This is a genomic window from Streptomyces sp. NPDC042336 (genome assembly GCF_055581985.1).
Genome location: NZ_JBVJEA010000010.1, coordinates 164,347 through 186,796, shown reverse-complemented (window position 1 = coordinate 186,796; position 22,450 = coordinate 164,347). Strand labels below are relative to the sequence as shown.

Annotated in this window: 22 protein-coding genes; 12 read left to right on the top strand and 10 right to left on the bottom strand. The window is 71.9% G+C overall.

The window, feature by feature from the left end:
* The first annotated feature begins 9 nt into the window (after positions 1–9).
* On the top strand, positions 10–504 hold the full coding sequence (locus ACZ6IM_RS22600) for an LURP-one-related/scramblase family protein (RefSeq protein WP_469558508.1): 495 nt from the start codon (positions 10–12) through the stop codon (positions 502–504).
* 40 nt (positions 505–544) lie between these two features.
* On the opposite strand, the gene ACZ6IM_RS22595 is transcribed toward ACZ6IM_RS22600, so the two are convergent.
* Together ACZ6IM_RS22595 and ACZ6IM_RS22590 are read right to left on the bottom strand one after the other, a co-directional pair.
* A complete protein-coding gene (locus ACZ6IM_RS22595; protein ID WP_052836630.1) occupies positions 545–1,003 on the bottom strand; it encodes a DUF2867 domain-containing protein in 459 nt (152 codons plus the stop codon).
* A gap of 122 nt (positions 1,004–1,125) precedes the next feature.
* Complete coding sequence (locus ACZ6IM_RS22590) at positions 1,126–1,920, bottom strand: carbon-nitrogen family hydrolase (protein WP_469558504.1); 795 nt, start codon at positions 1,918–1,920, stop codon at positions 1,126–1,128.
* Positions 1,921–2,101: 181 nt separating this feature from the next.
* On the opposite strand from ACZ6IM_RS22590, the gene ACZ6IM_RS22585 reads away from it, so the two are divergent.
* On the top strand, positions 2,102–2,926 hold the full coding sequence (locus ACZ6IM_RS22585; RefSeq protein ID WP_469558501.1) for a maleylpyruvate isomerase family mycothiol-dependent enzyme: 825 nt from the start codon (positions 2,102–2,104) through the stop codon (positions 2,924–2,926).
* A 110-nt stretch (positions 2,927–3,036) separates the two neighbouring features.
* Here the strand turns inward: ACZ6IM_RS22585 and ACZ6IM_RS22580 are convergent, their stop codons facing one another.
* Complete coding sequence (locus ACZ6IM_RS22580; RefSeq protein WP_469558499.1) at positions 3,037–4,347, bottom strand: MFS transporter; 1,311 nt, start codon at positions 4,345–4,347, stop codon at positions 3,037–3,039.
* Positions 4,344–4,994 carry a GntR family transcriptional regulator gene (locus tag ACZ6IM_RS22575; RefSeq protein WP_052836637.1) on the bottom strand — a complete coding sequence of 217 codons (651 nt, stop codon included), beginning with the start codon at positions 4,992–4,994 and terminating at the stop codon, positions 4,344–4,346. The genes ACZ6IM_RS22580 and ACZ6IM_RS22575 overlap by 4 nt, the downstream gene beginning before the upstream one ends.
* Positions 4,995–5,205: 211 nt before the next feature.
* On the opposite strand from ACZ6IM_RS22575, the gene ACZ6IM_RS22570 reads away from it, so the two are divergent.
* The 4 genes from ACZ6IM_RS22570 (at position 5,206) to ACZ6IM_RS22555 (ending at position 8,718) form a co-directional block, all read left to right on the top strand.
* A complete protein-coding gene (locus ACZ6IM_RS22570) occupies positions 5,206–6,138 on the top strand; it encodes a D-alanyl-D-alanine carboxypeptidase family protein (RefSeq protein WP_052836639.1) in 933 nt (310 codons plus the stop codon).
* A gap of 118 nt (positions 6,139–6,256) precedes the next feature.
* A complete protein-coding gene (locus ACZ6IM_RS22565) occupies positions 6,257–6,604 on the top strand; it encodes a GntR family transcriptional regulator (protein ID WP_469558495.1) in 348 nt (115 codons plus the stop codon).
* The gene (locus ACZ6IM_RS22560; RefSeq protein WP_469558493.1) at positions 6,601–7,590 is read left to right on the top strand and encodes a DUF1648 domain-containing protein; all 990 of its coding nucleotides are present in this window, start codon (positions 6,601–6,603) and stop codon (positions 7,588–7,590) included. Before ACZ6IM_RS22565 ends, ACZ6IM_RS22560 begins: the two co-directional genes overlap by 4 nt.
* Before the next feature lie 150 nt (positions 7,591–7,740).
* Positions 7,741–8,718 (top strand): BRO-N domain-containing protein, encoded by a 978-nt coding sequence (locus ACZ6IM_RS22555; protein WP_052836647.1) that lies wholly within the window; start codon positions 7,741–7,743, stop codon positions 8,716–8,718.
* A 77-nt stretch (positions 8,719–8,795) separates the two neighbouring features.
* Here ACZ6IM_RS22555 and ACZ6IM_RS22550 read toward each other — a convergent pair whose 3' ends face one another.
* From ACZ6IM_RS22550 to pdhA, 3 genes are read right to left on the bottom strand one after another with little or no spacing between them, the layout of a single operon-like run.
* Positions 8,796–10,223: a dihydrolipoamide acetyltransferase family protein gene (locus ACZ6IM_RS22550; protein WP_469558490.1), complete on the bottom strand. Its 1,428-nt coding sequence runs from the start codon at positions 10,221–10,223 to the stop codon at positions 8,796–8,798.
* Positions 10,224–10,233: 10 nt separating this feature from the next.
* Entirely contained in the window at positions 10,234–11,199 is a 966-nt protein-coding gene (locus tag ACZ6IM_RS22545; RefSeq protein ID WP_469558686.1) for an alpha-ketoacid dehydrogenase subunit beta, read from the bottom strand.
* Positions 11,200–11,215: 16 nt separating this feature from the next.
* Positions 11,216–12,481 (bottom strand): pyruvate dehydrogenase (acetyl-transferring) E1 component subunit alpha, encoded by a 1,266-nt coding sequence (pdhA, locus tag ACZ6IM_RS22540; RefSeq protein ID WP_052836652.1) that lies wholly within the window; start codon positions 12,479–12,481, stop codon positions 11,216–11,218.
* A gap of 323 nt (positions 12,482–12,804) precedes the next feature.
* Here pdhA and ACZ6IM_RS22535 point away from each other — a divergent pair, with 323 nt between their 5' ends.
* Complete coding sequence (locus ACZ6IM_RS22535) at positions 12,805–13,461, top strand: response regulator transcription factor (protein WP_052836655.1); 657 nt, start codon at positions 12,805–12,807, stop codon at positions 13,459–13,461.
* Between the two features lie 109 nt (positions 13,462–13,570).
* Positions 13,571–13,978 carry a pyridoxamine 5'-phosphate oxidase family protein gene (locus ACZ6IM_RS22530; RefSeq protein ID WP_052836657.1) on the top strand — a complete coding sequence of 136 codons (408 nt, stop codon included), beginning with the start codon at positions 13,571–13,573 and terminating at the stop codon, positions 13,976–13,978.
* A gap of 95 nt (positions 13,979–14,073) precedes the next feature.
* Here ACZ6IM_RS22530 and ACZ6IM_RS22525 read toward each other — a convergent pair whose 3' ends face one another.
* Positions 14,074–15,699 (bottom strand): protein kinase domain-containing protein, encoded by a 1,626-nt coding sequence (locus ACZ6IM_RS22525; RefSeq protein ID WP_052836659.1) that lies wholly within the window; start codon positions 15,697–15,699, stop codon positions 14,074–14,076.
* 346 nt (positions 15,700–16,045) lie between these two features.
* Between ACZ6IM_RS22525 and ACZ6IM_RS22520 the strand changes: the two genes are divergently transcribed.
* The gene (locus ACZ6IM_RS22520; protein WP_469558485.1) at positions 16,046–17,707 is read left to right on the top strand and encodes a Stk1 family PASTA domain-containing Ser/Thr kinase; all 1,662 of its coding nucleotides are present in this window, start codon (positions 16,046–16,048) and stop codon (positions 17,705–17,707) included.
* A 157-nt stretch (positions 17,708–17,864) separates the two neighbouring features.
* Here ACZ6IM_RS22520 and ACZ6IM_RS22515 read toward each other — a convergent pair whose 3' ends face one another.
* The gene (locus ACZ6IM_RS22515; RefSeq protein WP_052836664.1) at positions 17,865–18,404 is read right to left on the bottom strand and encodes a bacterial proteasome activator family protein; all 540 of its coding nucleotides are present in this window, start codon (positions 18,402–18,404) and stop codon (positions 17,865–17,867) included.
* A 172-nt stretch (positions 18,405–18,576) separates the two neighbouring features.
* On the opposite strand from ACZ6IM_RS22515, the gene ACZ6IM_RS22510 reads away from it, so the two are divergent.
* Positions 18,577–19,326, top strand: coding sequence for a hypothetical protein (locus ACZ6IM_RS22510; RefSeq protein WP_052836666.1), 750 nt, complete (start codon positions 18,577–18,579; stop codon positions 19,324–19,326).
* Positions 19,327–19,358: 32 nt separating this feature from the next.
* Here ACZ6IM_RS22510 and ACZ6IM_RS22505 read toward each other — a convergent pair whose 3' ends face one another.
* A complete protein-coding gene (locus tag ACZ6IM_RS22505; protein WP_052836669.1) occupies positions 19,359–20,339 on the bottom strand; it encodes an NAD(P)H-quinone oxidoreductase in 981 nt (326 codons plus the stop codon).
* A 195-nt stretch (positions 20,340–20,534) separates the two neighbouring features.
* Here ACZ6IM_RS22505 and ACZ6IM_RS22500 point away from each other — a divergent pair, with 195 nt between their 5' ends.
* Positions 20,535–21,572 carry an ATP-binding cassette domain-containing protein gene (locus tag ACZ6IM_RS22500; RefSeq protein ID WP_052836920.1) on the top strand — a complete coding sequence of 346 codons (1,038 nt, stop codon included), beginning with the start codon at positions 20,535–20,537 and terminating at the stop codon, positions 21,570–21,572.
* Positions 21,569–22,417: an ABC transporter permease gene (locus tag ACZ6IM_RS22495; RefSeq protein WP_052836671.1), complete on the top strand. Its 849-nt coding sequence runs from the start codon at positions 21,569–21,571 to the stop codon at positions 22,415–22,417. Before ACZ6IM_RS22500 ends, ACZ6IM_RS22495 begins: the two co-directional genes overlap by 4 nt.
* Positions 22,418–22,450: the final 33 nt, after the last annotated feature.

Sequence of the window (22,450 nt, the reverse complement as noted above, 5' to 3'; positions counted from 1 at the left end):
GGTCAGAACATGAGATTCCTCGTGTACGACCGGCTCCTCGGCATCGGTGACGACTACTGGATCGAGGACGACCGCGGCAACAAGGTGTTCCTCGTCGACGGCAAGGCGATGCGGCTGCGGGACACCTGGGAGCTGAAGGACGCCCAGGGGCGCGTGCTCATCGACATCCACCAGAAGATGTTCGCCCTGCGCGACACGATGGTGATCGAACGGGCCGGCGAGCCCTTGGCGCGCATCAAGCGGAAACGTCTCTCCCTGCTGCGCAACCACTACCGGGTCACCCTGGCCGACGGCACCGAACTGGACGTCAGCGGCAAGATCCTCGACCGGGAGTTCGCCATCGAGTACGACGGCGAACTGCTGGCCGTCATCTCCCGGCGCTGGCTGACCCTCCGGGACACCTACGGCGTGGACGTCGTCCGGGACGACGCCGACCCGGCGCTGCTGATCGCCCTGACGGTGTGTGTGATCCACCTGGCGGAGAAGGAGCGGGAGGACGGCTGAGGGACGGCCGGCGACGGACCGGCGGCGACCCGGCCGCGCCTCACGCCCCGCGGCGGACGGCGCGGCCGAGCAGCAACGGCACGACCAGGTGGTGCACCGGCGCGGCCAGCGACCAGCGCACCCGGCCGGTCCGGCGCCGGAAGTTCACATACGTCGCCCAGACCAGCCGCGCGTCGTCGACGGTCACGACGTTGCGGGCGGTCAGCGACGGGGCGCGGGCCTCCACGGCGATCCGGTCCGGCCCGTTCTCCACGGTGCGCCAGCCGATCACGTGCCGCGCGGAGACCCTCGGTCCCAGGCGCAGCCCGAGGACGCCCGACCAGCCCGCCCGGAGCAGGGTGCGCAGCAGCACCGGAGTGTCCTCGAAGGTGACCCGGGCCCACTCCTCGGCCGTCCGGCGCGGCAGTCCGGACAGCGGGAGCGCGAACGCCGAAGCGAAGTGGGCGCCGTCGGACGGGACCCGGACGCGGCGGATGTCAGGGGTACCGGTTGATGCCATGCGCGGGAGTGTAGGAGGCGGCGCGGGCCTTCCACAGCGCTCCGCGCCGCCGTGCCCGCCGCCGTACCGTCACGGCGTCGTCCTGATGTCGTCGGGATGCCGTCGCGAGGCCGTCGCCGCGGCTACCGGCGGGGCGGCTCCAAGCCCAGCACCCGGTCCTTCAGGGCCGGGAACTGCTCCCGGGTCCGCGCCACCCGCTCCGGGTCGAACTCCACCGTGAGCACCTCCTCGTCCGCACCCGCCTCCGCGAGCACCTCGCCCCAGGGGTCCACCACGATCGAGTGACCGGCCTGCGGAACCCCCGCGTGCGTCCCGGCCGTTCCACAGGCGAGGACGAACGCCTGGTTCTCCACGGCCCGGGCCTGTGCCAGGAGCGTCCAGTGGGACCGGCGGCGCTCCGGCCAGCCGGCCGGGACGACGAGGATCTCGGCACCGGCGTCGACGAGGGAGCGGAAGAGTTCGGGGAAGCGTAGGTCGTAGCAGGTCGCCAGGCCGAGGGTGGTGTCCGGCAGCCGGACCGTCACCGGCTCCCGCCCCGCGCCCATCAGCACGGCCTCGCCCTTGTCGAAGCCGAAGCGGTGGATCTTGCGGTAGGAAGCGGCCGGCTCGCCGGAGGGGGAGAGGACGAGGGAGGTGTTGTAGAGCCGTCCGTCCGGGCCGCGCTCGGGGACCGACCCCGCGTGCAGCCACACCCCCGCGTCGCTCGCCGCCTTCGCCATCGCCTCGTACGTCGGTCCGCGCAGTGGCTCTGCCGCCGCGTCGAACTCCTCGAAGGCGAACGCGCCCGTGGTCCACAGCTCCGGCAGCACGACGAGATCGGCGCCCGCCTGCTCCGTCACCAGAGCCGCCGCCCGCCGGCGACGCGCTTCGACGGTTTCGTCCTCGTTCACGGCGATTTGGATCAAAGAGGCGCGCACACTACCACCGTCCTGGCATTCGAGCCGTCCACACGGGCCTACGATCGTCACACGAAAGCACTGCCGGGGTGCCGCACAGCAGCGTAACTTAGCGTCCCAAGACGCCCGCCGACTGCCGCCACCGCCACTGGCACCGCCGCCACCAACCGCCCGTGTACCGACCGCCGAGGGGTCCCGTTCCGTGAGTCTGCATCCCGCCCTCCAGCCCTACGCCGACGCCTGGACTCACTCCATCGAGGCGATATCCGAGCTGGTCCAGCCGCTTGTGGAGGCAGAGTGGAACCGCCGGACCCCGTGCCCGGGCTGGTCGGTGCGCGACATCGTCTCGCACGTCCTGGGCCTGGACTCCGAGATGCTCGGCGACCCGCGCCCCATCCACACCCTGCCGCGCGACCTCTTCCACGTCACCAACGACCACCAGCGCTACATGGAGATGCAGGTCGACGTCCGCCGCCACCACACGGCACCGGAGATGACGTCCGAGCTGGAGTACATGATCATCCGGCGCAACCGCCAGCTGCGGAACGAGTCGCGTGACCCGGGCACGAAGGTGCGCGGCCCGCTCGGCACCCAGCTGACCCTGGAGGAGGCGATGCGCCGGCACGCCTTCGACGTGTGGGCGCACGAGCAGGACCTGCGCACGGCCCTCGGCCGCCCCGGCAACCTCGACTCCCCCGGCGCGCACGTCGCGCGGGACGTGCTGCTCGGCGAGCTGCCCGCCGTCGTCGCCGAGCGGGCGGACGCGCCGCGCAGCTCGGCCGTCGTCTTCGACGTGCACGGCCCGGTCGAGTTCCTGCGCACCATCCGCGTCGACATCCAGGGCCGCGGCACCCTCGAATCGTCCCCGGCCCTCGGCCCCGCCGCCACCCTCACCCTCGACTGGGAGACGTACTTCCGCCTGGCCTGCGGCCGCGTGACCCCGGAGGCGGCGGCGGACCGCATCAAGACGGAGGGCGACCCGGACCTGACGGCGGCGATCCTGCGGAACTTCGCGGTTACCCAGTGACGCAGGTGAGTGATTCCAGCCTGTCCGGCGTTTGAGGACGAGGCCGTTCAGGCCGAAGCGGGGGCCTGGGGGCGGCAGCCCCCAGCCCGGCCCGCCCCCCGCCAGGTGCCCTACGCGGGCACGTGCACCTTCTCGACCCTGCTCGCCACCAACCGCTCCCGCTCCCGCAGCGCGGCCCGCTTGCGCAACCGCAGAATCTGCGTCAGCCCCAGCGCCTGGAGCACGAACACGGACGAGAACGCCACCCCGTAGTCGTCCCCCGTCGCGTCCAACAGCACCCCCACCGCGAACAACGTGGTCATCGACGCCACGAAGCCCCCCATGTTCGTGATCCCGGACGCCGTCCCCTGCCGCTCCGGCGGATTCGCCGGCCGCGCGAAGTCGAAACCGATCATCGACGCCGGCCCGCAGGCACCCAGCACCGTGCACAGCACCACGAGCAGCCACATCGGCGCGTGCTCGGCCGGGTACGCCAGCGTCGCCGCCCAGAGCAGCGCCGTCGCGCCCACCGTGCCGAGCGCCAGCGGCAGCCGCGCCGCGTGGTGCCGGGCGATGACCTGGCCGTAGACCAGACCGACCGTCATGTTGGACAGGACCACGAGGGTGAGCAGCGTGCCGGCCGTGGCCCGGGACAGCCCCTGCGCCTCGACCAGGAACGGCATCCCCCACAGCAGCAGGAACACCATCGCCGGGAACTGGGTGGTGAAGTGCACCCACAGTCCGAGCCGTGTCCCCGGCTCCCGCCAGGACAGCGCGATCTGCCGCCGCACGTACGCGGCCCCCTGGTGCTGCGTCGGCTCCGGGTCGTGCCCCTCGGGGTGGTCCTTGAGGAAGAGGAGGAGCAGGACGAAGACGACCGCGCCCGCCAGCGCGCTGCCCGCGAACGCCGCCGTCCAGCCGATGCCGTGCAGCAGCCGGGCCAGGACCAGGGTGGACACCAGGTTGCCCGCCATGCCGACCAGGCCGGCCAGCTGGGCGACCATCGGCCCGCGCCGGGCCGGGAACCAGCGGGTGCCCAGCCGCAGCACGCTGATGAACGTCATCGCGTCCCCGCAGCCCAGCAGCGCCCGCGAGGCCAGCGCCATGCCGTACGACGGGGAGAAGGCGAAGCCCAGCTGCCCCGCCGTGAACAGCACGACGCCGATGCCCAGCACCTTCTTGGTGCCGAGCCGGTCGACCAGCAGGCCGACGGGTATCTGCATGCCGGCGTAGACCAGCAGCTGGAGGATGGAGAAGGTGGACAGGGCCGAGGCGTTCACGTGGAAGCGGTCGGCCGCGTCGAGGCCGGCGACCCCGAGGGACGTACGGAAGATGACGGCGACGAAGTAGACGGAGACGCCGATGCTCCACACGGCGATCGCACGGCGGCCGCCCGGCGGGTCGCCGGGCAGGGCACGGCCGGCCGAGGTGGCCGTACTCATCGGACCTCCCCCCGGGCCAGGTGCGAGAACCAGCCCACGTGCCGGCCCACCACGGCGACGGCCGTCTCCGCGTCCCCGGCGCGCAGCGCGTCGAGGAGCTCCCCGTGCTCGGCGAGGGTCTTGGCGATCCGGTCGGGGTGGGAGTGCATGACCGCGACGCCCATGCGCAACTGGCGGTCGCGGAGCTGGTCGTAGAGGCGGGAGAGGATCTCGTTGCCGCCGCTGCGGACGATCTCGGCGTGGAAACAGCGGTCGGTGACGGAGGCGGCGGTGAAGTCACCGGCGGCGGCCTGCTCCTGCTGCCGGGCGAGCAGCTCCTCCAGCCGTTCGACGAGCCCCGGCGGGGCGGGTACGGCCTTCCTGGCCGCGTGCTCCTCGACCAGCAGCCGGGTCTCCACCACGTCCGCGATCTCCTGCGCGGAGACGGGCAGGACCAGCGCGCCCTTCTTGGGGTAGAGCCGGATCAGCCCCTCCACCTCCAGCCGCAGCAGCGCCTCGCGCACCGGGGTGCGGGAGACGCCCACGGCCTCGGCCAGCTCGCCCTCGGTGAGCAGCGTCCCGCCCTCGTAACGGCGCTCCAGGACGCCCTGCTTGACGTGGGTGTAGACGCGGTCCGCCGCGGGGGGTTGCTTCACTGCCGTGGTCATGCCGACAGGATAGATACAACAGGGACACAAGAGGGATCCGGTCCAGTATCCGGACGCCCGCTCACCCCTGAGGAGGGAGCCGGGAACTGCCCCCGCTTCACCGCGCAACCTTTCACCCCCCTCGGGTGTCGCACTGACGCGGCCACCGCTCTGCCGACCACAACTCGGCCGCACTCCAGGGGAATTCACCACAATCGGGGTAATTGACTCAATGAATAACATTTCGGGCGTCCGTCTGCGCAAGGCCGTCGCCGTCGCCCTGACCGGCGGCGCCGTCCTCGCCACCGGGGTACTCGCCACCGCACCCGCACAGGCCGCCGCACCCGAGCGCGCCCTCGCGGCACCCCTGCGGGCCCCCGCCGTGCCCTCGATCGCCGCCAAGGGCGGCTTCGTGATGAACAACGCGACCGGCAAGTCGCTCTACACCAAGGCCGCCGACACCAAGCGCTCCACCGGCTCCACGACCAAGATCATGACGGCCAAGGTCGTGCTCTCCCAGCCGAAGCTGAACCTGGACGCCAAGGTCACGATCCAGATGGCGTACAGCGACTACATCGTGTCGAAGAACGCCTCCTCCGCCCGGCTGATCGTCGGCGACAAGGTGACGGTCCGCCAGCTGCTCTACGGGCTGATGCTGCCGTCCGGCTGCGACGCCGCGTACGCGCTGGCCGACAAGTTCGGCTCGGGCAAGACGCGGGCGGCACGGGTGAAGTCGTTCATCGGCAAGATGAACTCGACCGCCAAGAGCCTCGGCCTGAAGAACACGCACTTCGACTCGTTCGACGGCATCGGCCACGGCAAGAACTACTCCACACCGCGCGACCTCACGAAACTCGCGAGCAACGCGATGAAGAACTCCACCTTCCGCACCATCGTGAAGACCAAGAAGTACACGGCGAAGACCAAGACCAAGAAGGGCGGCACCCGCACGATGGCGCCCTGGACCAACACCAACACGCTGCTGGGCAGCTACAGCGGCGCGATCGGCGTGAAGACCGGTTCGGGCCCGGAGGCCAAGTACTGCCTGGTCTTCGCCGCGACCCGGAAGGGGAAGACCGTCATCGGCACTGTCCTGGCGTCCTCGTCGTCCACGCAGCGCGCCAAGGACGCCACGAAGCTCATGAACTACGGCTTCGCGAAGTAGACCTGACGCCCCGCCACCCTCACACCACCACCGCAACGCCACGAAGGGCCCGTCGCCGGCCGCGACGGGCCCTTCGCGCTGTACGGATAAACGACATGGTGATAGTTTCATTAGCACCATGCTGCTGAGTCTGGACAAGACCGACACCCGCCCCCTGCACGAACAGGTGGCCGGCGCCGTCCGGCGCGCCATCGCCGAGGGGGAGTGCGCCCCAGGGGACCGCCTGCCCTCGGCCCGCGACCTCTCCGAGGCCCTGGACGTCAACGTCAACACCGTGCTGCGCGCACTGCGCGGCCTGCGCGACGAGGGCCTGCTGGAGTTCCGCCGGGGCCGGGGGGTGACGGTGGCCGACGGCGCCCGGCCCCACTCCGAGCTGCAGATCCGGGTCAGGGAACTGCTCACCGAGGCGGCCCGGCTGGGCTACAGCAGGACCGATCTCATCGACATGATCAGGGGGATGCCATGAGGGACACGACAGCGGCGCGGCGTACGACGGCGGCGGTCTGGGCGGCCGGGGTCACGGCGGTGCTCGCCGCGATGCCGCTCCTTGCGCGGGACCGGCTGCCCGACCGGCTGGCGACCCACTGGGGCCTGAACGGCGAAGCCCCCGACGGCTCGATGCCCCTGTGGGCAGCGTCCCTCGTCCCCGCGCTGATCTGGCTGGTGACGGCGGCCGCGGTCACCCTTCCGCCGATGCGGGCGAGCCCGGCGGCCCGTCCGTGGACCACCGTGGCCCTGCTCCCGATGGGCATCGTCCTCACCGGCGCGCAGGCCGCGGTCATCCGGGCCAACCTGGACCGCGCGGACTGGCACGAGGCCCGTCAGCCCACCGCCTGGGTCGTCGCGATCCTCGTCGCTGCGCTACTCGCGGGAGTGGCCGGATGGCTGCACGTCACCCGGCGGCGCGGCGCCCCGGGCGACGAGACGACGCCCGGCGAAGGCTCCCCCGCGCTGGACATCCCGGAGGGCCGGCGGCTGGTCTGGTTCTCCCGCACCGCCAACCCCTGGCTCCAGCTGCTCGCGGCCGCGATCGGCCTGGTGGCCGTGGGCGCGCTCGTGGCCCTGGTCGGCGGCTTGGCCGCCCCCGGCGGCCTGTGGGCGGTGTTCGCCGGGTGCGCGTCCGGCTCCCTCGCCTGCGCCGTGTTCTCCTCCGTCCAGGCCCGCGTCTCGGAGCGCGGCCTGGAGGTCTCCTTCGGCCCGCTCGGCTGGCCCGGACGCCGCTGGGCACCCGGCGACATCGACACGGCGCGGATGGAGGTCCGGCGGCCCGCCGAGGTCGGCGGCTGGGGCTACCGGCTCAGCGGCCTCGGCACCACGGTCATGCTGCGCGCCGGCGAGTGCCTGGTCATACGGCCCCGGGGCCGCCGAACCGACTTCGCGGTGAGCGTCGACGACGCCGAGCGGGGCGCGGCCCTCCTCAACGCCTTGCGCACGGGCCGGCCCCGGGGCTGAGCCTGCGGCCTCCGGTGGCCGTCGTCGTACACGCACGCGTCGGCCTCCGCCAGGGCTTTCGATCATCTTCGCTCGCAGTCGTGAACATCATCCCTTTGGCTGGCATATGCCCTTGGCTTCGCCCTACGTTCCGCGGCGGAGGTGGTTCACATGAACGAACCGAGCGAACGAAAGAACTCCGGCGCGCGGCACGAGGCGATCGACGCAAGCGACTTCGTGTACGCGGCCACCGGGGCCCGGGTGCGACGGCTGACCATGCCGGACGGAAGCCACTGGTTCCCGGCGGTGGACGTGTGCAAGGAACTCGGGCACAGCAACTCCCGAAAGGCTCTCGCAGATCACGTTCCCGACGAGCACCGAGAATTGCTCGAGACCGTAACTGGAAGTTACGGTCTCGGCGTTCCCGCAGGTAGGGAGTGGCGTCGAGACTTGCACGTCATCTCTCTGCAAGGTCTCATCCTGCTCGTCAACGCCTGCACCAAACCGGCCTGCGCCCCCTTCAAGCAGTGGGTCGCCGAAGTCATCGAGACCGTGCAGCGCGAGGGTTCGTACTCTCTGGACGAGGCCGAGGTGCAGCCCGCCGCACCCGGCGCCCCCGTCGCCTACGCCATGCCGGACCAGGTGGCCGAGGCGATCGTCCGGCTGGAGGCGCACAACCTGAAGCTGGACGAGGAGTTGGCCGAAGGACAACGTGCCTCGATCGCGTTGCAGAGGGAGATGCTGTCCACGCAGCAGGCCACTCTCGCCGCCCAACAGGCCACCCTCGCCGTGCAACAGGCCATGGTGCACGCCTTGGAGCGCATCGCGGACCGGTTCGACACCCTGGTGCTCCACCAAGGGGCGTCCCGCGGCCACCTCGCCCCGGTGCCCACCACGGAGTCCGTACTGGCCGGCTGGCGGCAACGGTTGTCCGTGACCGAGGACGTGTGGACGGTCGCCCTGGTCATCGCGCCGGTGCTCGTCGAGAAGGGCGAGCTGCGGGAGCCGCTGGAGTCGATCGCCGCCCGTACGGGGCTCTCCGTGCGGCGGGTCAACGAATGCCTCCGGCTGCTGCGCACCCACGCCTGCATCCGCTCGCGGGGCGGGGCCGAGGACGGGGCTCCTGTGTACGTGCTGCACCAGGTCTGACCCCGCCACGGCAGAAGGGGCGTCGCAACTGCAACTTGCGGCGCCCCTCCGTCATGAATCTACCCGGTTCGTGCCTCTCAGGCCCAGCTGATCAACCGCTTGGGCTGCTCCAGGACCGCCGCCACGTCGGCGAGGACCTTGGAGCCCAGCTCGCCGTCGACCAGGCGGTGGTCGAAGCTCAGGGCGAGGGTGGTCACCTGACGCGGCTTCACCTTGCCCTTGTGGACCCAGGGCTGGAGCTTGATCGCGCCGACCGCCAGGATCGCGGACTCGCCCGGGTTGAGGATCGGCGTGCCCGTGTCGACGCCGAAGACGCCGACGTTGGTGATGGTCACCGTGCCGCCCTGCATGGCGGCCGGGGAGGTCTTGCCCTCCCTGGCCGTCGACACCAGCTCGCCCAGGGACCCCGCCAGCTGCGGCAGCGTCTGGGCGTGGGCGTCCTTGATGTTCGGGACGATCAGGCCGCGCGGGGTGGCGGCGGCGATGCCCAGGTTGACGTAGTGCTTGACCACGATCTCCTGGGCGGCCTCGTCCCAGGACGCGTTGATGTCCGGGTTGCGCTTGATCGCGACCAGCAGGGCCTTGGCGATCAGGAGCAGCGGGTTCACGCGCAGGCCCGCGTACTCCTTGTCCTGCTTCAGCTCCTCGACCAGCTTCATCGTGCGGGTCACGTCGACCGTCACGAACTCGGTGACATGCGGCGCGGTGAAGGCCGAGCCGACCATCGCCGCCGCCGTCGCCTTGCGCACGCCCTTGACCGGGACGCGGGTCTCGCGCGTCGTGTCGTACGAGGTCGGGGCGGTCGCGGTCGCTGCGGGGACGGGGGCGGGCTTCTCGGACCGCGGGGCCTCCTGTGCCGGCTCGGGCACCGACACCGCCGCGTGCACGTCCTCGCGGGTGATGATCCCGTCCGGGCCGGACGGGACCACGGTCGCCAGGTCGACGCCGAGGTCCTTGGCGAGCTTGCGCACCGGAGGCTTGGCCAGCGGCCGGGCGCCGGTGACGGGTGCGGCCGGTGCCGCCGGCCCGTGGCCGTTCATCTCGGCCTGGATCGCCGCCGACGCCTCCTGGGCGGCGGCCGGGGCCTGAGCGCCCTTGCGGGGGCGGCGCTTGGTCGCGGAGGTGGAGACCCCGTACCCGACCAATACCGGCTGACGGCCCTCGGGCTTGGGCTCCTCCGCCTCGGCGGTGGCGGGCGTGTCCGCCACGGCCTCCTGCACCGGCTCCGCCGCGGCCGCGGCACCGTCGCCGACGGCCACCGCGATGATCGACGTGCCCACGTCGACCGTGGTGCCCTCGGGGAAGTGCAGCTCCCGGACCACGCCGTCGTAGGGGATGGGCAGTTCGACGGCGGCCTTGGCCGTCTCGACCTCGCACACCACCTGCCCGTCGGTGACCGAGTCACCCGGCTGGACGTACCACTTGAGGATCTCGGCCTCGGTGAGCCCCTCGCCCACGTCGGGCATCTTGAACTCACGCACGGAGCTGTCCGTCATCGTCGTCACGCTCCCCTCCTCAGTACGCCAGCGAGCGGTCGACGGCATCCAGCACCCGGTCCAGATCGGGCAGGTACTCCTCCTCCAGCCGGGCCGGCGGATACGGGGCGTGATAGCCGCCGACCCGCAGCACCGGGGCCTCCAGGTGGTAGAAGCAGCGCTCCGTGATCCGCGCCGCGATCTCCGCACCCGAGCCGAGGAACACCGGCGCCTCGTGGACCACGACCAGATGCCGGGTCTTCTCCACCGACGCCTGCACGGTGTCGAAGTCGAGCGGCGAGATCGAGCGCAGGTCGACGACCTCCAGGGAACGCCCCTCCTCGGCCGCCGCGTCGGCCACCTCCTGGCAGAGCTTCACCATCGGCCCGTACGCGGCCAGCGTGAGATCGGTGCCCTCGCGCACCACCCGCGCGGTGTGCAGCGGGCCCGGGATGGCCTCCGCGTCGACCTCGGCCTTGTCCCAGTACCGGCGCTTGGGCTCGAAGTAGATCACCGGGTCGTCGCTCTGGATGGCCTGCTGCATCATCCAGTACGCGTCCGCCGCGTTCGACGGGGAGACCACCTTCAGGCCCGCCACGTGCGCGAACAGCGCCTCGGGGGACTCGGAGTGGTGCTCGACCGCGCCGATGCCGCCGCCGTAGGGGATGCGGATGACGACCGGCATCTTGACCTTGCCCAGCGAGCGGGCGTGCATCTTCGCCAGCTGGGTGACGATCTGGTCGTAGGCCGGGAAGACGAACCCGTCGAACTGGATCTCCACCACCGGCCGGTAGCCGCGCAGGGCCAGGCCGATGGCGGTGCCGACGATGCCGGACTCGGCCAGCGGGGTGTCGATGACCCGGTCCTCGCCGAAGTCCTTCTGCAGACCGTCGGTGACCCGGAAGACACCGCCGAGCTTGCCGACGTCCTCGCCCATGATCAGGACCTTGGGGTCCGACTCCAGCGCGCGGCGCAGCGACTCATTGATCGCCTTGGCCAGCGCCATCTTTTCGGCTGCCATGTCAGACCCCCTCTGCCTCTGCGAACGACGCCTGGTAGGCGGCGAACTGGGCGCGCTCCTCGTCGACGAGCGCGTGCCCGTCCGCGTACACGTTCTCGAAGATGGCGAACCGGTCCGGGTCCGGCATGGCACGGACCACTTCGCGCACTCGTTTGCCCAACGTCTCGCTCTCCGCCTCCAGTTCCGCGAAGAATCCCTCGTCCGCGTGGTTTGCGGACTCCAGGAAGCGGCGGAGGCGCAGGATCGGGTCCTTCGCCTCCCAGGCGGCGCGCTCGTCGTCGTGCCGGTAGCGGGAGGGGTCGTCCGAGGTGGTGTGGGCGCCCATGCGGTACGTGTACGCCTCGATCAGCGCCGGTCCCTCGCCGCGCCGCGCGCGCTCCAGGGCCCACCGGGTGACCGCCAGACAGGCCAGCACGTCGTTGCCGTCGACGCGGACGCCGGGGAAGCCGAAGCCCTGGGCGCGCTGGTACAGCGGCACGCGGGTCTGCTTCTCGTTGGACTCCGAGATCGCCCACTGGTTGTTCTGGCAGAAGAAGATCACCGGGGCGTTGTAGACCGCCGCGAAGTTGAACGCCTCGCTGACGTCGCCCTGGCTGGAGGCACCGTCGCCGAAGTAGGCGATCACGCCCGAGTCCGCGCCGTCCTTGGCCACGCCCATCGCGTAGCCCGTGGCGTGCAGCGCCTGGGAGCCGATGACGATGGTGTAGAGGTGGAAGTTGTTGCTGTTGGGGTCCCAGCCGCCGTTGTTCACGCCGCGGAACATGCCGAGCAGGTTGGTCGGGTCCACCCCGCGGCACCAGGCGACGCCGTGCTCGCGGTAGGTCGGGAAGACGTAGTCGTCCTCGCGGGTGGCCCGGCCGGAGCCGATCTGGGCGGCCTCCTGGCCCAGCAGGGAGGCCCACAGGCCCAGCTCGCCCTGGCGCTGCAGGGCGGTGGCCTCGGCGTCGAAGCGCCGGGTGAGCACCATGTCGCGGTACAGGTCGCGCAGCTCGTCGGGGGTGATGTCGGCGACGTACGAGGCGTACTCGGCGTAGGGCGAGTTCTCGGCGGTCTCGACGCGCTCGCCCTCGGGCGTCAGCAGCTGCACCAGCTCCGTCTCGGAGCCCTTCTTCGCAGCGGTACGGGTGGTGCTGGTGGTGCGAGTGGTGCGCTTTGCGCCGGTGCCGGCCTTGCTGCCGGTGGTCCCGGCCGCCTTGGTGCCGGTGGTGCCGGCCGCCTTGCTTCCGGCGCTGCGTCGCGGCTTGCGCGCGGCAGTGCTCTCGGTCACGTGTGCTCCTCCGTCGGTCCGGCCCCCGGGTTCGCCGGAAGCCAGTGCGGCTCACCTGCGGCCCGGCGGACGCACAAGGGTGGGTGCGGCCCGATCGGGAACAGGCGTGACAGGTGCCCCGGCGAGCGCCCTGCGAACAGCACGTTACCCAGTGCTCCACATTTCTGTGAAACCCCTCCTGACCTGCGTTTTTACTCGGATTTCCAAGTAAATCGGCGTAGGGCGGAAGTTTTACTGGTCACAGCCTTGCAGGGGGCCGGAACAACGGCACGTTATCCCGGCCACCCCGGGCACGGGAAGAGTCGGTGTGTGACACTGACCGCGTGCGCGAAGACGGAAAAATCCGGGTATTCCTCCTCGACGACCACGAGGTGGTCCGGCGCGGGGTGCACGATCTGCTCGCCGGCGAGCCCGACATCGAGGTGGTGGGCGAGGCCGGTACGGCCGCCGAGGCGCAGGCCCGGGTCGCGGCCACCCGTCCGGACGTCGCCGTGCTGGACGTGCGGCTGCCGGACGGCAGCGGCGTCGAGGTCTGCCGGGACATCCGCTCCCGGGACGAGTCCGTCCGCTGCCTGATGCTGACCTCCTTCGCCGACGACGAGGCCCTCTTCGACGCGATCATGGCGGGCGCCTCCGGCTACGTCCTCAAGGACATCCGCGGCGCCGAGCTGCTCGGCGCCGTACGGGAGGTGGCGGCCGGCAAGTCGCTGCTCGATCCGGCGGCCACCGCGCGCGTGCTGGAGCGGCTGCGCGACGGCGGGGCGAAGCCCGACGACCGGCTGGCCCGGCTCACCGAGCAGGAGCGCCGCATCCTGGAGCTGATCGGCGAGGGGCTGACCAACCGCGCGATCGGTGAACGGCTGCACCTGGCGGAGAAGACGATCAAGAACTACGTGTCGAGCCTGCTGGGCAAGCTCGGGATGCAGCGGCGTTCCCAGGCCGCGGCCTTCGTGGCCCGGCTGGAGGCCGAGAACCGCTGACGGGTCGGCCCCTCCCCGGCGGTGCTCCGCACTTACTCGGGACTTACGTCCCCTCCCGCCGGGGCGGGCGACCCTGGCCCCGCGTCCCGCGCTCGCGCACAGTGAGTCCATGCCCTCCGACGAACAGCTCGCCGTCGGCCTGCTCGGCCGCACCGCCTACGGCCGGGCGGCCACCACCCTGCGCGCCCTGCCCTTCCTCGCCCACGCGCGGCACATCGTGGCCGACGGCCGGGTCCTGCTGCGCATGCCCAGGAGCTGGGGGTACCACCGGATGTGCGCCGGGAGCGTCGTCGCGTACGGGGCGGACAACCTGACCTCCGCGCGGCCCGGCGAGAGCCTGTGGACCGTGCAGGTCGTGGGCCGGTGCGAGGCCCACGAGCCGAGCGCGGCCGAGCTGGAGCGGTTCGGTCCGACGCCGGACCGGGTGGACGGCGAGCCGTTCGAGCCCGCCTATCTGCGCGTCGACCCGCAGTTCGGCACGGTGCACTTCACGGACGGGTCGGCGGGGCCGCTCTGACCTCGCCGCGACGACGTCGGCGACGTCCCCGCAACGCGACGCGCGCGTGGAGCCCGCTTCCGGGCCACACGCGCGCGTAGGGGTCGCGGTACGGGTCAGCCCTCGCCGCCCTCGGAACCGCCCGGGGCACCGGTGGCGCCGCCCGTCGGCTCGCCGCCGCCCGTGGGTTCGCCGCCGCCGGTCGGCTCACCACCACCGGTCGGCTCACCGCCACCGGTCGGATCACCCGTCGGATCGCCGGTCGGGTCACCCGTCGGGTCGCCCGTCGGGTCGCCGGTCGGGTCGTTCGTCTGCGTGTGCGACGGCGTCCACGACGGCGTGTCCGGCTGCTGCCAGCCCCCGTCGCCGGTGCCGCCCCCGCCCGAGCCCTGCTCGGTGCCCGGGTCGGTGGTCTCCTGCGTCGCCTCGTCGCTGGGCGAGGAGCTCGGCGACTCCTCGCCGGTGCTCTGCGAGGTGGTCGCCGACGGGCTCTTGTCCGTCTCGGTGCCGCCCTTGCCGCCGTCGTCGTTGTTCAGGGCCAGCGCGACGCCCGCCGCGATGGCGATCACCGCGAGGACGGCCAGTATCCACAGCTTGCCGCGGCCGCTGCCCTTGTTGCCGCCGCCTTCGAAGCCGCCGTCGTCCCCGTCGTAGCGGCCCGGCAGGATCGGCTGGGGGATCTGCTGGGTGCCCGACGCCCCGTGGTGGTCGGAGTGCGGCAGCACCGTCGTGCCGGCGAGCCCGGCCGAGGGGGTGTGCCGGCCGTCGTGCGCGGCGACCGGGCCGGTGTTCCAGGTGCCGGTGTGGCCGCCCTGCTCGTACAGCATCTGCAGGCCGTACTGGACCAGGCCGCGCATCTCCTCGGCGGTCTGGAAGCGGTCGTCGGGCTCCTTGGCCAGCGAGCGCATCACCAGGCCGTCCAGCTCCGGCGGGGTGGCGTCGGAGACCTCGGACGGCGGCGTCGGGATGTCCTGCACGTGCTGGTAGACCACCGACAGCGGGGTCTCCCCGGTGAACGGCGGGCGCAGCGCGAGGAGTTCGTAGAGCAGGCAGCCCGTCGCGTACAGGTCGGAGCGGTGGTCGACGGCCTTGCCGAGGGCCTGCTCGGGGGAGAGGTACTGCGGGGTGCCCATCACCATGCCGGTCTGCGTCATCGTCGACTGGGCGCCGTGCAGGGCGCGCGCGATGCCGAAGTCCATCACCTTCACCGCGCCGTTGTTGGTGATGATGACGTTGGCCGGCTTGATGTCGCGGTGCACGATGCCGTGCTGGTGCGAGTAGGCCAGCGCCTCCAGCACACCGGAGACGATGATCAGCGCCTGCTCGGGGCCGGGCGCCTCGGCGTTGAGGAGGAGGTCGCGGATGGTGCGCCCCTCGACGATCTCCATCACGATGTACGGCACGGACTGGCCGCCGACGACGTCCTCGCCCGAGTCGTACACGGCCACGATGGCGTGGTGGTTGAGCCCGGCCACCGACTGTGCCTCGCGGGTGAAGCGGGCCTTGGAGACCGGGTCCTCGGCGAGGTCCGCGCGCAGCAGCTTGACCGCCACGGTGCGTCCCAGGCGGACATCCTCCGCGGCGAACACCTCGGCCATGCCGCCCCGCCCGAGCCTGCGGGTCAGCCGGTACCGGCCGTCGCCGACCAGGCCGCCGTTGCCCCAGTTCTCCGGCGCGTCAGACATACCGCCGCCAGATGCCTCGGGTTCGGACGGGCCCTGGGCGCGCTGCTGCTGTGCCATCAGTCCTCGCCGTCGTTTCTGCCCGCGGTACGCGCGGTGTTGTTACGGTCTCCGTCGGCCACGCTACAGCCTTCGCGGGGGCCTCCGGTCCGAGATGGGCGCCGGGACCGGACATGAGACGGACCGGTCATGAAACCCTGGTTCCGTACTCTCGTGCAAATTCCGTGTACCGGCGGTACGCCGGCTGTAACGCTTCCGCGACGCTTCTTTCGCGTACGGTCACGGAACGGGCACCGCGCTTGACGTGTCAGTGCCCTGGGGCAGACTTGGCCGGGAATAGCACTTTCGATCACGAGCGCGCGTGCCGCTGCCACCGGCGCCCGCCGTCTATGGGGGACGCAGAGACATGAGCCAGGACGCCGCCGGACAGGGACGGTACGCGGGGCGGGCGCTCGCCGGCGGCCGTTACCAGCTGCGCGACTTGCTCGGCGAGGGCGGCATGGCCTCCGTGCACCTGGCGTACGACTCGGTCCTCGACCGCCAGGTCGCGATCAAGACGCTGCACACCGAGCTGGGTCGCGAACAGGCCTTCCGCGAGCGCTTCCGCCGCGAGGCCCAGGCCGTGGCCAAGCTCACGCACACCAACATCGTCTCGGTCTTCGACACCGGCGAGGACGATCTGGACGGCATGACGACGCCGTACATCGTCATGGAGTACGTCGAGGGCCGGCCGCTGGGCTCCGTGCTCGACGAGGACGTGCGGCAGCAGGGCGCGATGCCCGCCGGCAAGGCGTTGAAGATCACCGCGGACGTGCTGGCCGCGCTGGAGATCAGCCACGAGATGGGCCTGGTCCACCGGGACATCAAGCCGGGCAACGTGATGATGACCAAGCGCGGCGTGGTCAAGGTCATGGACTTCGGCATCGCCCGCGCCATGCAGTCCGGCGTCACGTCGATGACGCAGACCGGCATGGTCGTCGGCACCCCGCAGTACCTCTCGCCGGAGCAGGCCCTCGGCCGGGGCGTCGACGCCCGCTCCGACCTGTACTCGGTCGGCATCATGCTGTTCCAGCTGGTCACCGGGCGCCTGCCGTTCGACGCCGACTCGCCGCTGGCGATCGCCTACGCGCACGTGCAGGAGGAGCCGGTCGCCCCGTCCGCCGTCAACCGCGCCCTGCCCCCGGCGGTGGACGCGCTGGTGGCCCGCGCGCTGAAGAAGAACCCCAACGAACGCTTCCCCAGCGCCGAGGCCATGCGCGACGAGTGCCTGCGGGTGGCGGCCTCCTTCCAGGCGGCCCCGCCGAGCATCGTGCCCGGCGCCCAGACGTCGAGCGGCGCGGGCGTCGGCTCCGCGGTGTTCCCGCCGGTCGACCAGGGCACCCCGGCGCCCACCGGTCCCGTCCAGACGCCGTACCAGCCGACGCCGTCCCCCGGCCCGAACCCGTACAACACCCCGGCCCAGGCGGCGCACTCGCCCGCGTACGGCTATCCGCAGCAGGCCGGTTACCAGACGCCGGCCCCGTCGCCGTACGCGCAGCAGCAGGGCGCGTCCACGCCGCCGCCGTACAACCTGACGCCCTCCGCCCAGGGTTCCGGTTCCTCGGGCGGCGGCAGGAACAAGCCGGTGATCATCGGCTCGATCGTGGTCGCCGTCGTGGCCGTCGGCGCGCTGGTCGGCGCGCTGCTGATGAACGGCGGCGGGGACGAGGACCCGGAGGCCGGCGGCGGCGGCACCGCGAGCGTGTCCGCGTCGCCCTCGAAGGCGGCGGGCTACCGGGGGCCGGACAAGACGAAGACGATCGAGAAGGACAAGTGCACCGAGCCGGAGGAGTCGTACAACGACCCCGACAAGATCAAGGTGCCGGACTTCACGTTCAAGTACATCGGCTCGGTCAAGGAGTGCTTCAACGCCGCGGGCTGGCGGATGAAGGTCGTCGAGGTCGACGAGAACACCTACGGCGAGGGCTCGATCCGGGACCAGTTCCCCACCGCCGGCACGGACGTCGACCCGGAGAACATGCCGGAGATCCAGCTCAAGGTCTCGACGGGCAACCCGCCGTCCGAATGAGCCCCGTGACATGACCGGCGGCTGACGCCGAAGGGCCCGGCAGCGCGTGCTGCCGGGCCCTTCGCGATGTCGGTGGACGCCCTGTCCACGGGTCTACCGGTCCCCGGGTCTACCGGTCCCCGGGTCTACCGGTCCCTGGGTCTACAGGTCCATGGGTCTACAGGTAGGGGCCGCCGGAACGGCCGCCCGGGTGCGGGGGCTCCTCGCCCTCCGGGGCGGTGCCCGGCGGAAGCGCGCGGCGCATCTGCTCCAGCTGGGCCCGCGCGGCCATCTGCTGGGCGAACAGCGTGGTCTGGATGCCGTGGAAGAGGCCCTCCAGCCAGCCGACCAGCTGTGCCTGCGCGATCCGCAGTTCGGCGTCGGTCGGGGTGCCGTCGTCCGTGAAGGGCAGCGAGAGCCGCTCCAGCTCCTCCACCAGCTCCGGGGCCAGACCGTCCTCCAGCTCCTTCACCGAGCTGGCGTGGATCTCCTTGAGCCGGACCCGGCTCGCCTCGTCCAGGGGCGCGACCCGCACTTCTTCGAGCAGCTGCTTGATCATGCTGCCGATCCGCATGACCTTGGCGGGCTGCTCCACCTGCTCGGTCACCGGAATCTCGCGGGAGTCGTCGTCCCCGCCGCCGCTGAGCGCCATTCCGTCCTGGCCGACGACCAGGATCTGGGGGTTCTCCGGCGACCTGTCGTTCCTCGGCATCTCCATGCCGCCATTGTCTCGCACCCCCGGGCCCCGGACGGGCGGTGCCCCCGCGGGAACCGCTCCGCCGCGTTCGGCGGCGTCCGGAATGCCGGTGTCGCCCGCCGGTGTGAGGCTTGTTCCGTCGATTTCTCCGACGTTCTCCACTACCGCTCATCACCGGGAGGGGGCCACGGACGTGACTCCATGGCTGCGCACACTGCGGGCGACGGGGCTGCTGGGAGCGCTGGGGGCCGGCGCGGTGGTGGCGCCGTACGGGGCGCAGCCCGCCCATGGCGCCGGGTGGCCGACGGCGCCGTACGCGGTGGGGTCGGCACCGTCACCGGCGCCCTCCGCACCCGGGGCGGCCGGCGTGCCGGACGGCTCCGGTACGCATGACGGGCGGGGCGGGCACGAACGTCCCCGGCACCCCGACGGCCGCGACCGCCCGGATGCCCGGCCCGACCCGCGGCCCCCGGCGGAATCCGCGCCCGCGGACGGCGCGGGGCACGGTTCGCCCACGCCCTCGCCCTCCTCCCCCTCGCCGTCGGCATCCCGCACCACGCCCGGCCCAGAGCCCTCGCGGGGCGGGAACCCGCCGGGTGAGGGGAGGCAGCGGCCCGGTCGCACCGGGGAACGTGAGCCGGAGCACGACGGCAGGGACGAGTACGGCGGTCGGTACCGGGACGGCGACGACGAAGGCGACGGTGGTGGCGACGACGAAGGCGGCGGCGTCCCCGAGGACCCGGCCACCGCCCCGCCGTCCGGCCGGACCGAGGCCGCCGAGGTGTCCCCGGCCGCCCCGTCCCGGTCCCCGGCGCAGAGCGGCACGCCCACCCGGGCGGCCGCCGAGCCCTTGCTGCGGGTCCTCCCGCTGGGCAGCGGGCTGGTGCTCATCGGCCTCGGCCTGGCCCTGGGCCTGGTGGGACTGCGCCTGCGCCGGGTGTAGGGCCCCGCCGCCGCGCACCGGCCGTGCGCCGCCTACGAGGCGACCAGCAGCACCTTGCCGATGTGGCCGCTCTCCTCCACCACCCGGTGGCCCTCGGCGGCCTCGCTCATCGGCATCTCGCGGTCGACGACCGGGCGGACGTGTCCCCCGGCGAACAGCGGCCAGACATGCTCGCGCACGGCCGCCACGATCGCCGCCTTCTCCTCCAGGGGCCGGGCCCGCAGCGAGGTGGCGCTGACGGCGGCCCGCTTGGCCAGGAGCGTGCCGATGTTCAGCTCGCCCTTCCGGCCGCCCTGCATGCCGATGATCGCGAGCCGGCCGTTCACGGCGAGGGCCTCAACGTTGCGGTCCAGGTACTTGGCGCCCATGTTGTCGAGGATGACGTCGGCGCCCGCGCCGCCGGTCGCGTCCTTCACCTCGGCGACGAAGTCCTGCTCCCGGTAGTTGATCAGGATGTCCGCGCCCAGCTCGGCGCAGCGCTCCAGCTTCTCCTTCGTGCCCGCCGTCACCGCCACCTTCGCGCCGACCGCCTTGGCGAGCTGGATCGCCATGGTGCCGATGCCGCTGGAGCCGCCGTGGACCAGCAGCGTCTCGCCGGGGCGCAGGTGGGCGACCATGAAGACGTTCGACCAGACGGTGCAGACCACCTCGGGCAGCGCCGCCGCCGCCTTCAGGTCGACGCCCTGCGGCACCGGCAGCAGCTGTCCGGCCGGGACGACGACCTTCTCGGCGTAACCGCCGCCCGCGAGCAGCGCGCACACCTCGTCGCCGACGGCCCAGCCGGACACGCCGGAGCCGAGCGCCACCACGCGTCCGGAGCACTCCAGGCCCGGGTAGGGGGAGGCGCCGGGCGGGGGGTCGTAGAAGCCCTGGCGCTGCATGATGTCGGCGCGGTTGACGGCGCTGGCCGCCACCTCGACCAGGACCTCGCCCTCGCCGGGCTGCGGGTCGGGGACCTCGGCCCACACCAGCGCCTCGGGGCCTCCGGGTTCGGGAATCGTGATCGCATGCATGGGCCCGACGCTACTCCTGTGTCCCCCGTCCTCTCCCGCCGGAAAATCCCCGTGCGTCGGCGATGAGTTTGCGCGACGGTAAAGGTCTCCCCATGCGTAGCCCAAGAACGCGTAGCCCAAGAACGCGTAGCCCAAGAACGCGGAGCCCATGAACGCGGAGCCCAAGAACGCGGAGCCCATGAACGCGGAGTGACCATGAGCAGGAACAGCACGCACACGTCCGGACTCGCGATCGAGACCGCGGGCCTGGTGAAGACGTTCGGTGAGACCCGGGCCGTGGACGGGGTGGACCTCGCGGTGCCCGCCGGCACGGTCTACGGCGCTCTCGGTCCGAACGGCGCCGGCAAGACCACCACGGTGAAGATGCTCGCCACCCTGCTGCGGCCGGACGGCGGCCATGCCCGCGTCTTCGGCCATGACGTGGTGCACGATGCGGACGAGGTACGCGGGCGGGTGAGCCTCACCGGGCAGTACGCGTCCGTGGACGAGGACCTCACCGGCACCGAGAACCTGGTCCTGCTGGGCCGGCTGCTCGGGCACGGCAAGGCGGCCGCACGGGAGCGCGGCGAGCAGCTGCTGGCGGCCTTCGGGCTGACGGACGCCGCGGCGAAGCAGGTCAAGCACTACTCCGGCGGCATGCGGCGGCGCATCGACATCGCCGCCTCCATCCTCAACACCCCCGACCTGCTCTTCCTCGACGAGCCCACCACCGGACTCGATCCGCGCAGCCGCAACCAGGTGTGGGACATCGTGCGCGCGGTCGTCGCCCAGGGCACGACGGTGCTGCTGACCACGCAGTACCTGGACGAGGCCGATCAGCTGGCGTCCCGGATCGCCGTCATCGACAAGGGACGGGTGATCGCCGAGGGCACCAAGGGCGAGCTGAAGGCCTCCGTCGGCGCCGGCTCCGTCCATCTGCGGCTGCGGGACGCCCAGGAGCGGCCCGAGGCCGAGCGCCTGCTGCGGAGCCTGCTGGTGGCCGAGGTGCAGCGGGAGCCCGATCCGGTGGCGCTGACCGCGCGCCTCGGGGTGGCGGCCGGTGACACCGCCGCCGACCAGGCCGCCAAGGCACTCGGTGAGCTGGCCGGGGCCGGCATCACCGTCGACAGCTTCTCCCTGGGACAGCCCAGCCTCGACGAGGTCTTCCTCGCGCTGACCGGGCACGACACCGGCCAGAGCACCGGCGGCGGCTCCAGCACCGGCACCGACACGAAGGGCGAGGTGGCGGCATGAGCACGGCCACGAGCACCGCGGACAAGGAACTGTCCCCGGTCAGCACCGAGTCGCTGACGGCCCTGCTGGTGACCAGGGAGCGGCCGCCGCGGCCCAGCGCCCTGTCCACGTCCCTGACCTTCGGCTGGCGCGCGATCCTCAAGATCAAGCACGTGCCGGAGCAGCTCTTCGACGTCACCGCCTTCCCGATCATGAACCTGTTGATGTTCACGTACCTCTTCGGCGGTGCGCTGGCGGGTTCGCCCCGTGACTACATCCAGTTCGTGCTGCCGGGCATCCTCGTGATGTCGGTCGTGATGATCACGATGTACACCGGCGTCTCGGTGAACATCGACATCGAGAAGGGCTTCTTCGACCGCATCCGCTCGCTGCCGATCTGGCGGCCCTCGGCGATGGTCGGCTATCTCCTCGGCGACGCGCTGCGCTACACCATCGCGTCCGTCGTGATGCTCTCGGTCGGACTGCTGCTCGGCTACCGGCCCGACGGCGGGTTCGTCGGCGTGGTCGCCGGGATCGCGCTGCTGCTGATCTTCTCGTTCGCCTTCTCGTGGATCTGGACGATGTTCGGGCTGATGCTGCGCACCGAGAAGTCGGTGATGAGCGTCAGCATGATGGTGATCTTCCCGCTCACCTTCCTGTCCAACGTCTTCGTCGATCCGAAGACCATGCCGGGCTGGCTGCAGGCCTTCGTCAACAACAGCCCGATCACCCATCTGGCGTCCGCGGTGCGCGGCCTGCTGGCGGGCGGCTGGCCCGGCGCCGAGATCGCCTGGACGCTGGGCTGGGCGGGACTGTTCCTGCTGGTCTTCGGCCCGGTCACGATGCGGCTCTACAACCGCAAGTAGCCGGCCCCGGGGAGCGGGCCCCGCGACCGGACC

Bases quoted from the DNA above. Each gene is read 5' to 3' on its own strand.
- ACZ6IM_RS22600 (WP_469558508.1), top strand. From the start codon at position 10: ATGAGATTCCTCGTGTACGACCGGCTCCTCGGCATCGGTGACGACTAC.
- ACZ6IM_RS22595 (WP_052836630.1), bottom strand. From the start codon at position 1,003: ATGGCATCAACCGGTACCCCTGACATCCGCCGCGTCCGGGTCCCGTCC.
- ACZ6IM_RS22580 (WP_469558499.1), bottom strand. From the start codon at position 4,347: ATGAGTACGGCCACCTCGGCCGGCCGTGCCCTGCCCGGCGACCCGCCG.
- ACZ6IM_RS22575 (WP_052836637.1), bottom strand. From the start codon at position 4,994: ATGACCACGGCAGTGAAGCAACCCCCCGCGGCGGACCGCGTCTACACC.
- ACZ6IM_RS22570 (WP_052836639.1), top strand. From the start codon at position 5,206: ATGAATAACATTTCGGGCGTCCGTCTGCGCAAGGCCGTCGCCGTCGCC.
- ACZ6IM_RS22565 (WP_469558495.1), top strand. From the start codon at position 6,257: ATGCTGCTGAGTCTGGACAAGACCGACACCCGCCCCCTGCACGAACAG.
- ACZ6IM_RS22560 (WP_469558493.1), top strand. From the start codon at position 6,601: ATGAGGGACACGACAGCGGCGCGGCGTACGACGGCGGCGGTCTGGGCG.
- ACZ6IM_RS22555 (WP_052836647.1), top strand. From the start codon at position 7,741: ATGAACGAACCGAGCGAACGAAAGAACTCCGGCGCGCGGCACGAGGCG.
- ACZ6IM_RS22545 (WP_469558686.1), bottom strand. From the start codon at position 11,199: ATGGCGCTGGCCAAGGCGATCAATGAGTCGCTGCGCCGCGCGCTGGAG.
- ACZ6IM_RS22530 (WP_052836657.1), top strand. From the start codon at position 13,571: ATGCCCTCCGACGAACAGCTCGCCGTCGGCCTGCTCGGCCGCACCGCC.
- ACZ6IM_RS22525 (WP_052836659.1), bottom strand. From the start codon at position 15,699: ATGGCACAGCAGCAGCGCGCCCAGGGCCCGTCCGAACCCGAGGCATCT.
- ACZ6IM_RS22520 (WP_469558485.1), top strand. From the start codon at position 16,046: ATGAGCCAGGACGCCGCCGGACAGGGACGGTACGCGGGGCGGGCGCTC.
- ACZ6IM_RS22515 (WP_052836664.1), bottom strand. From the start codon at position 18,404: ATGGAGATGCCGAGGAACGACAGGTCGCCGGAGAACCCCCAGATCCTG.
- ACZ6IM_RS22505 (WP_052836669.1), bottom strand. From the start codon at position 20,339: ATGCATGCGATCACGATTCCCGAACCCGGAGGCCCCGAGGCGCTGGTG.
- ACZ6IM_RS22500 (WP_052836920.1), top strand. From the start codon at position 20,535: ATGAGCAGGAACAGCACGCACACGTCCGGACTCGCGATCGAGACCGCG.
- ACZ6IM_RS22495 (WP_052836671.1), top strand. From the start codon at position 21,569: ATGAGCACGGCCACGAGCACCGCGGACAAGGAACTGTCCCCGGTCAGC.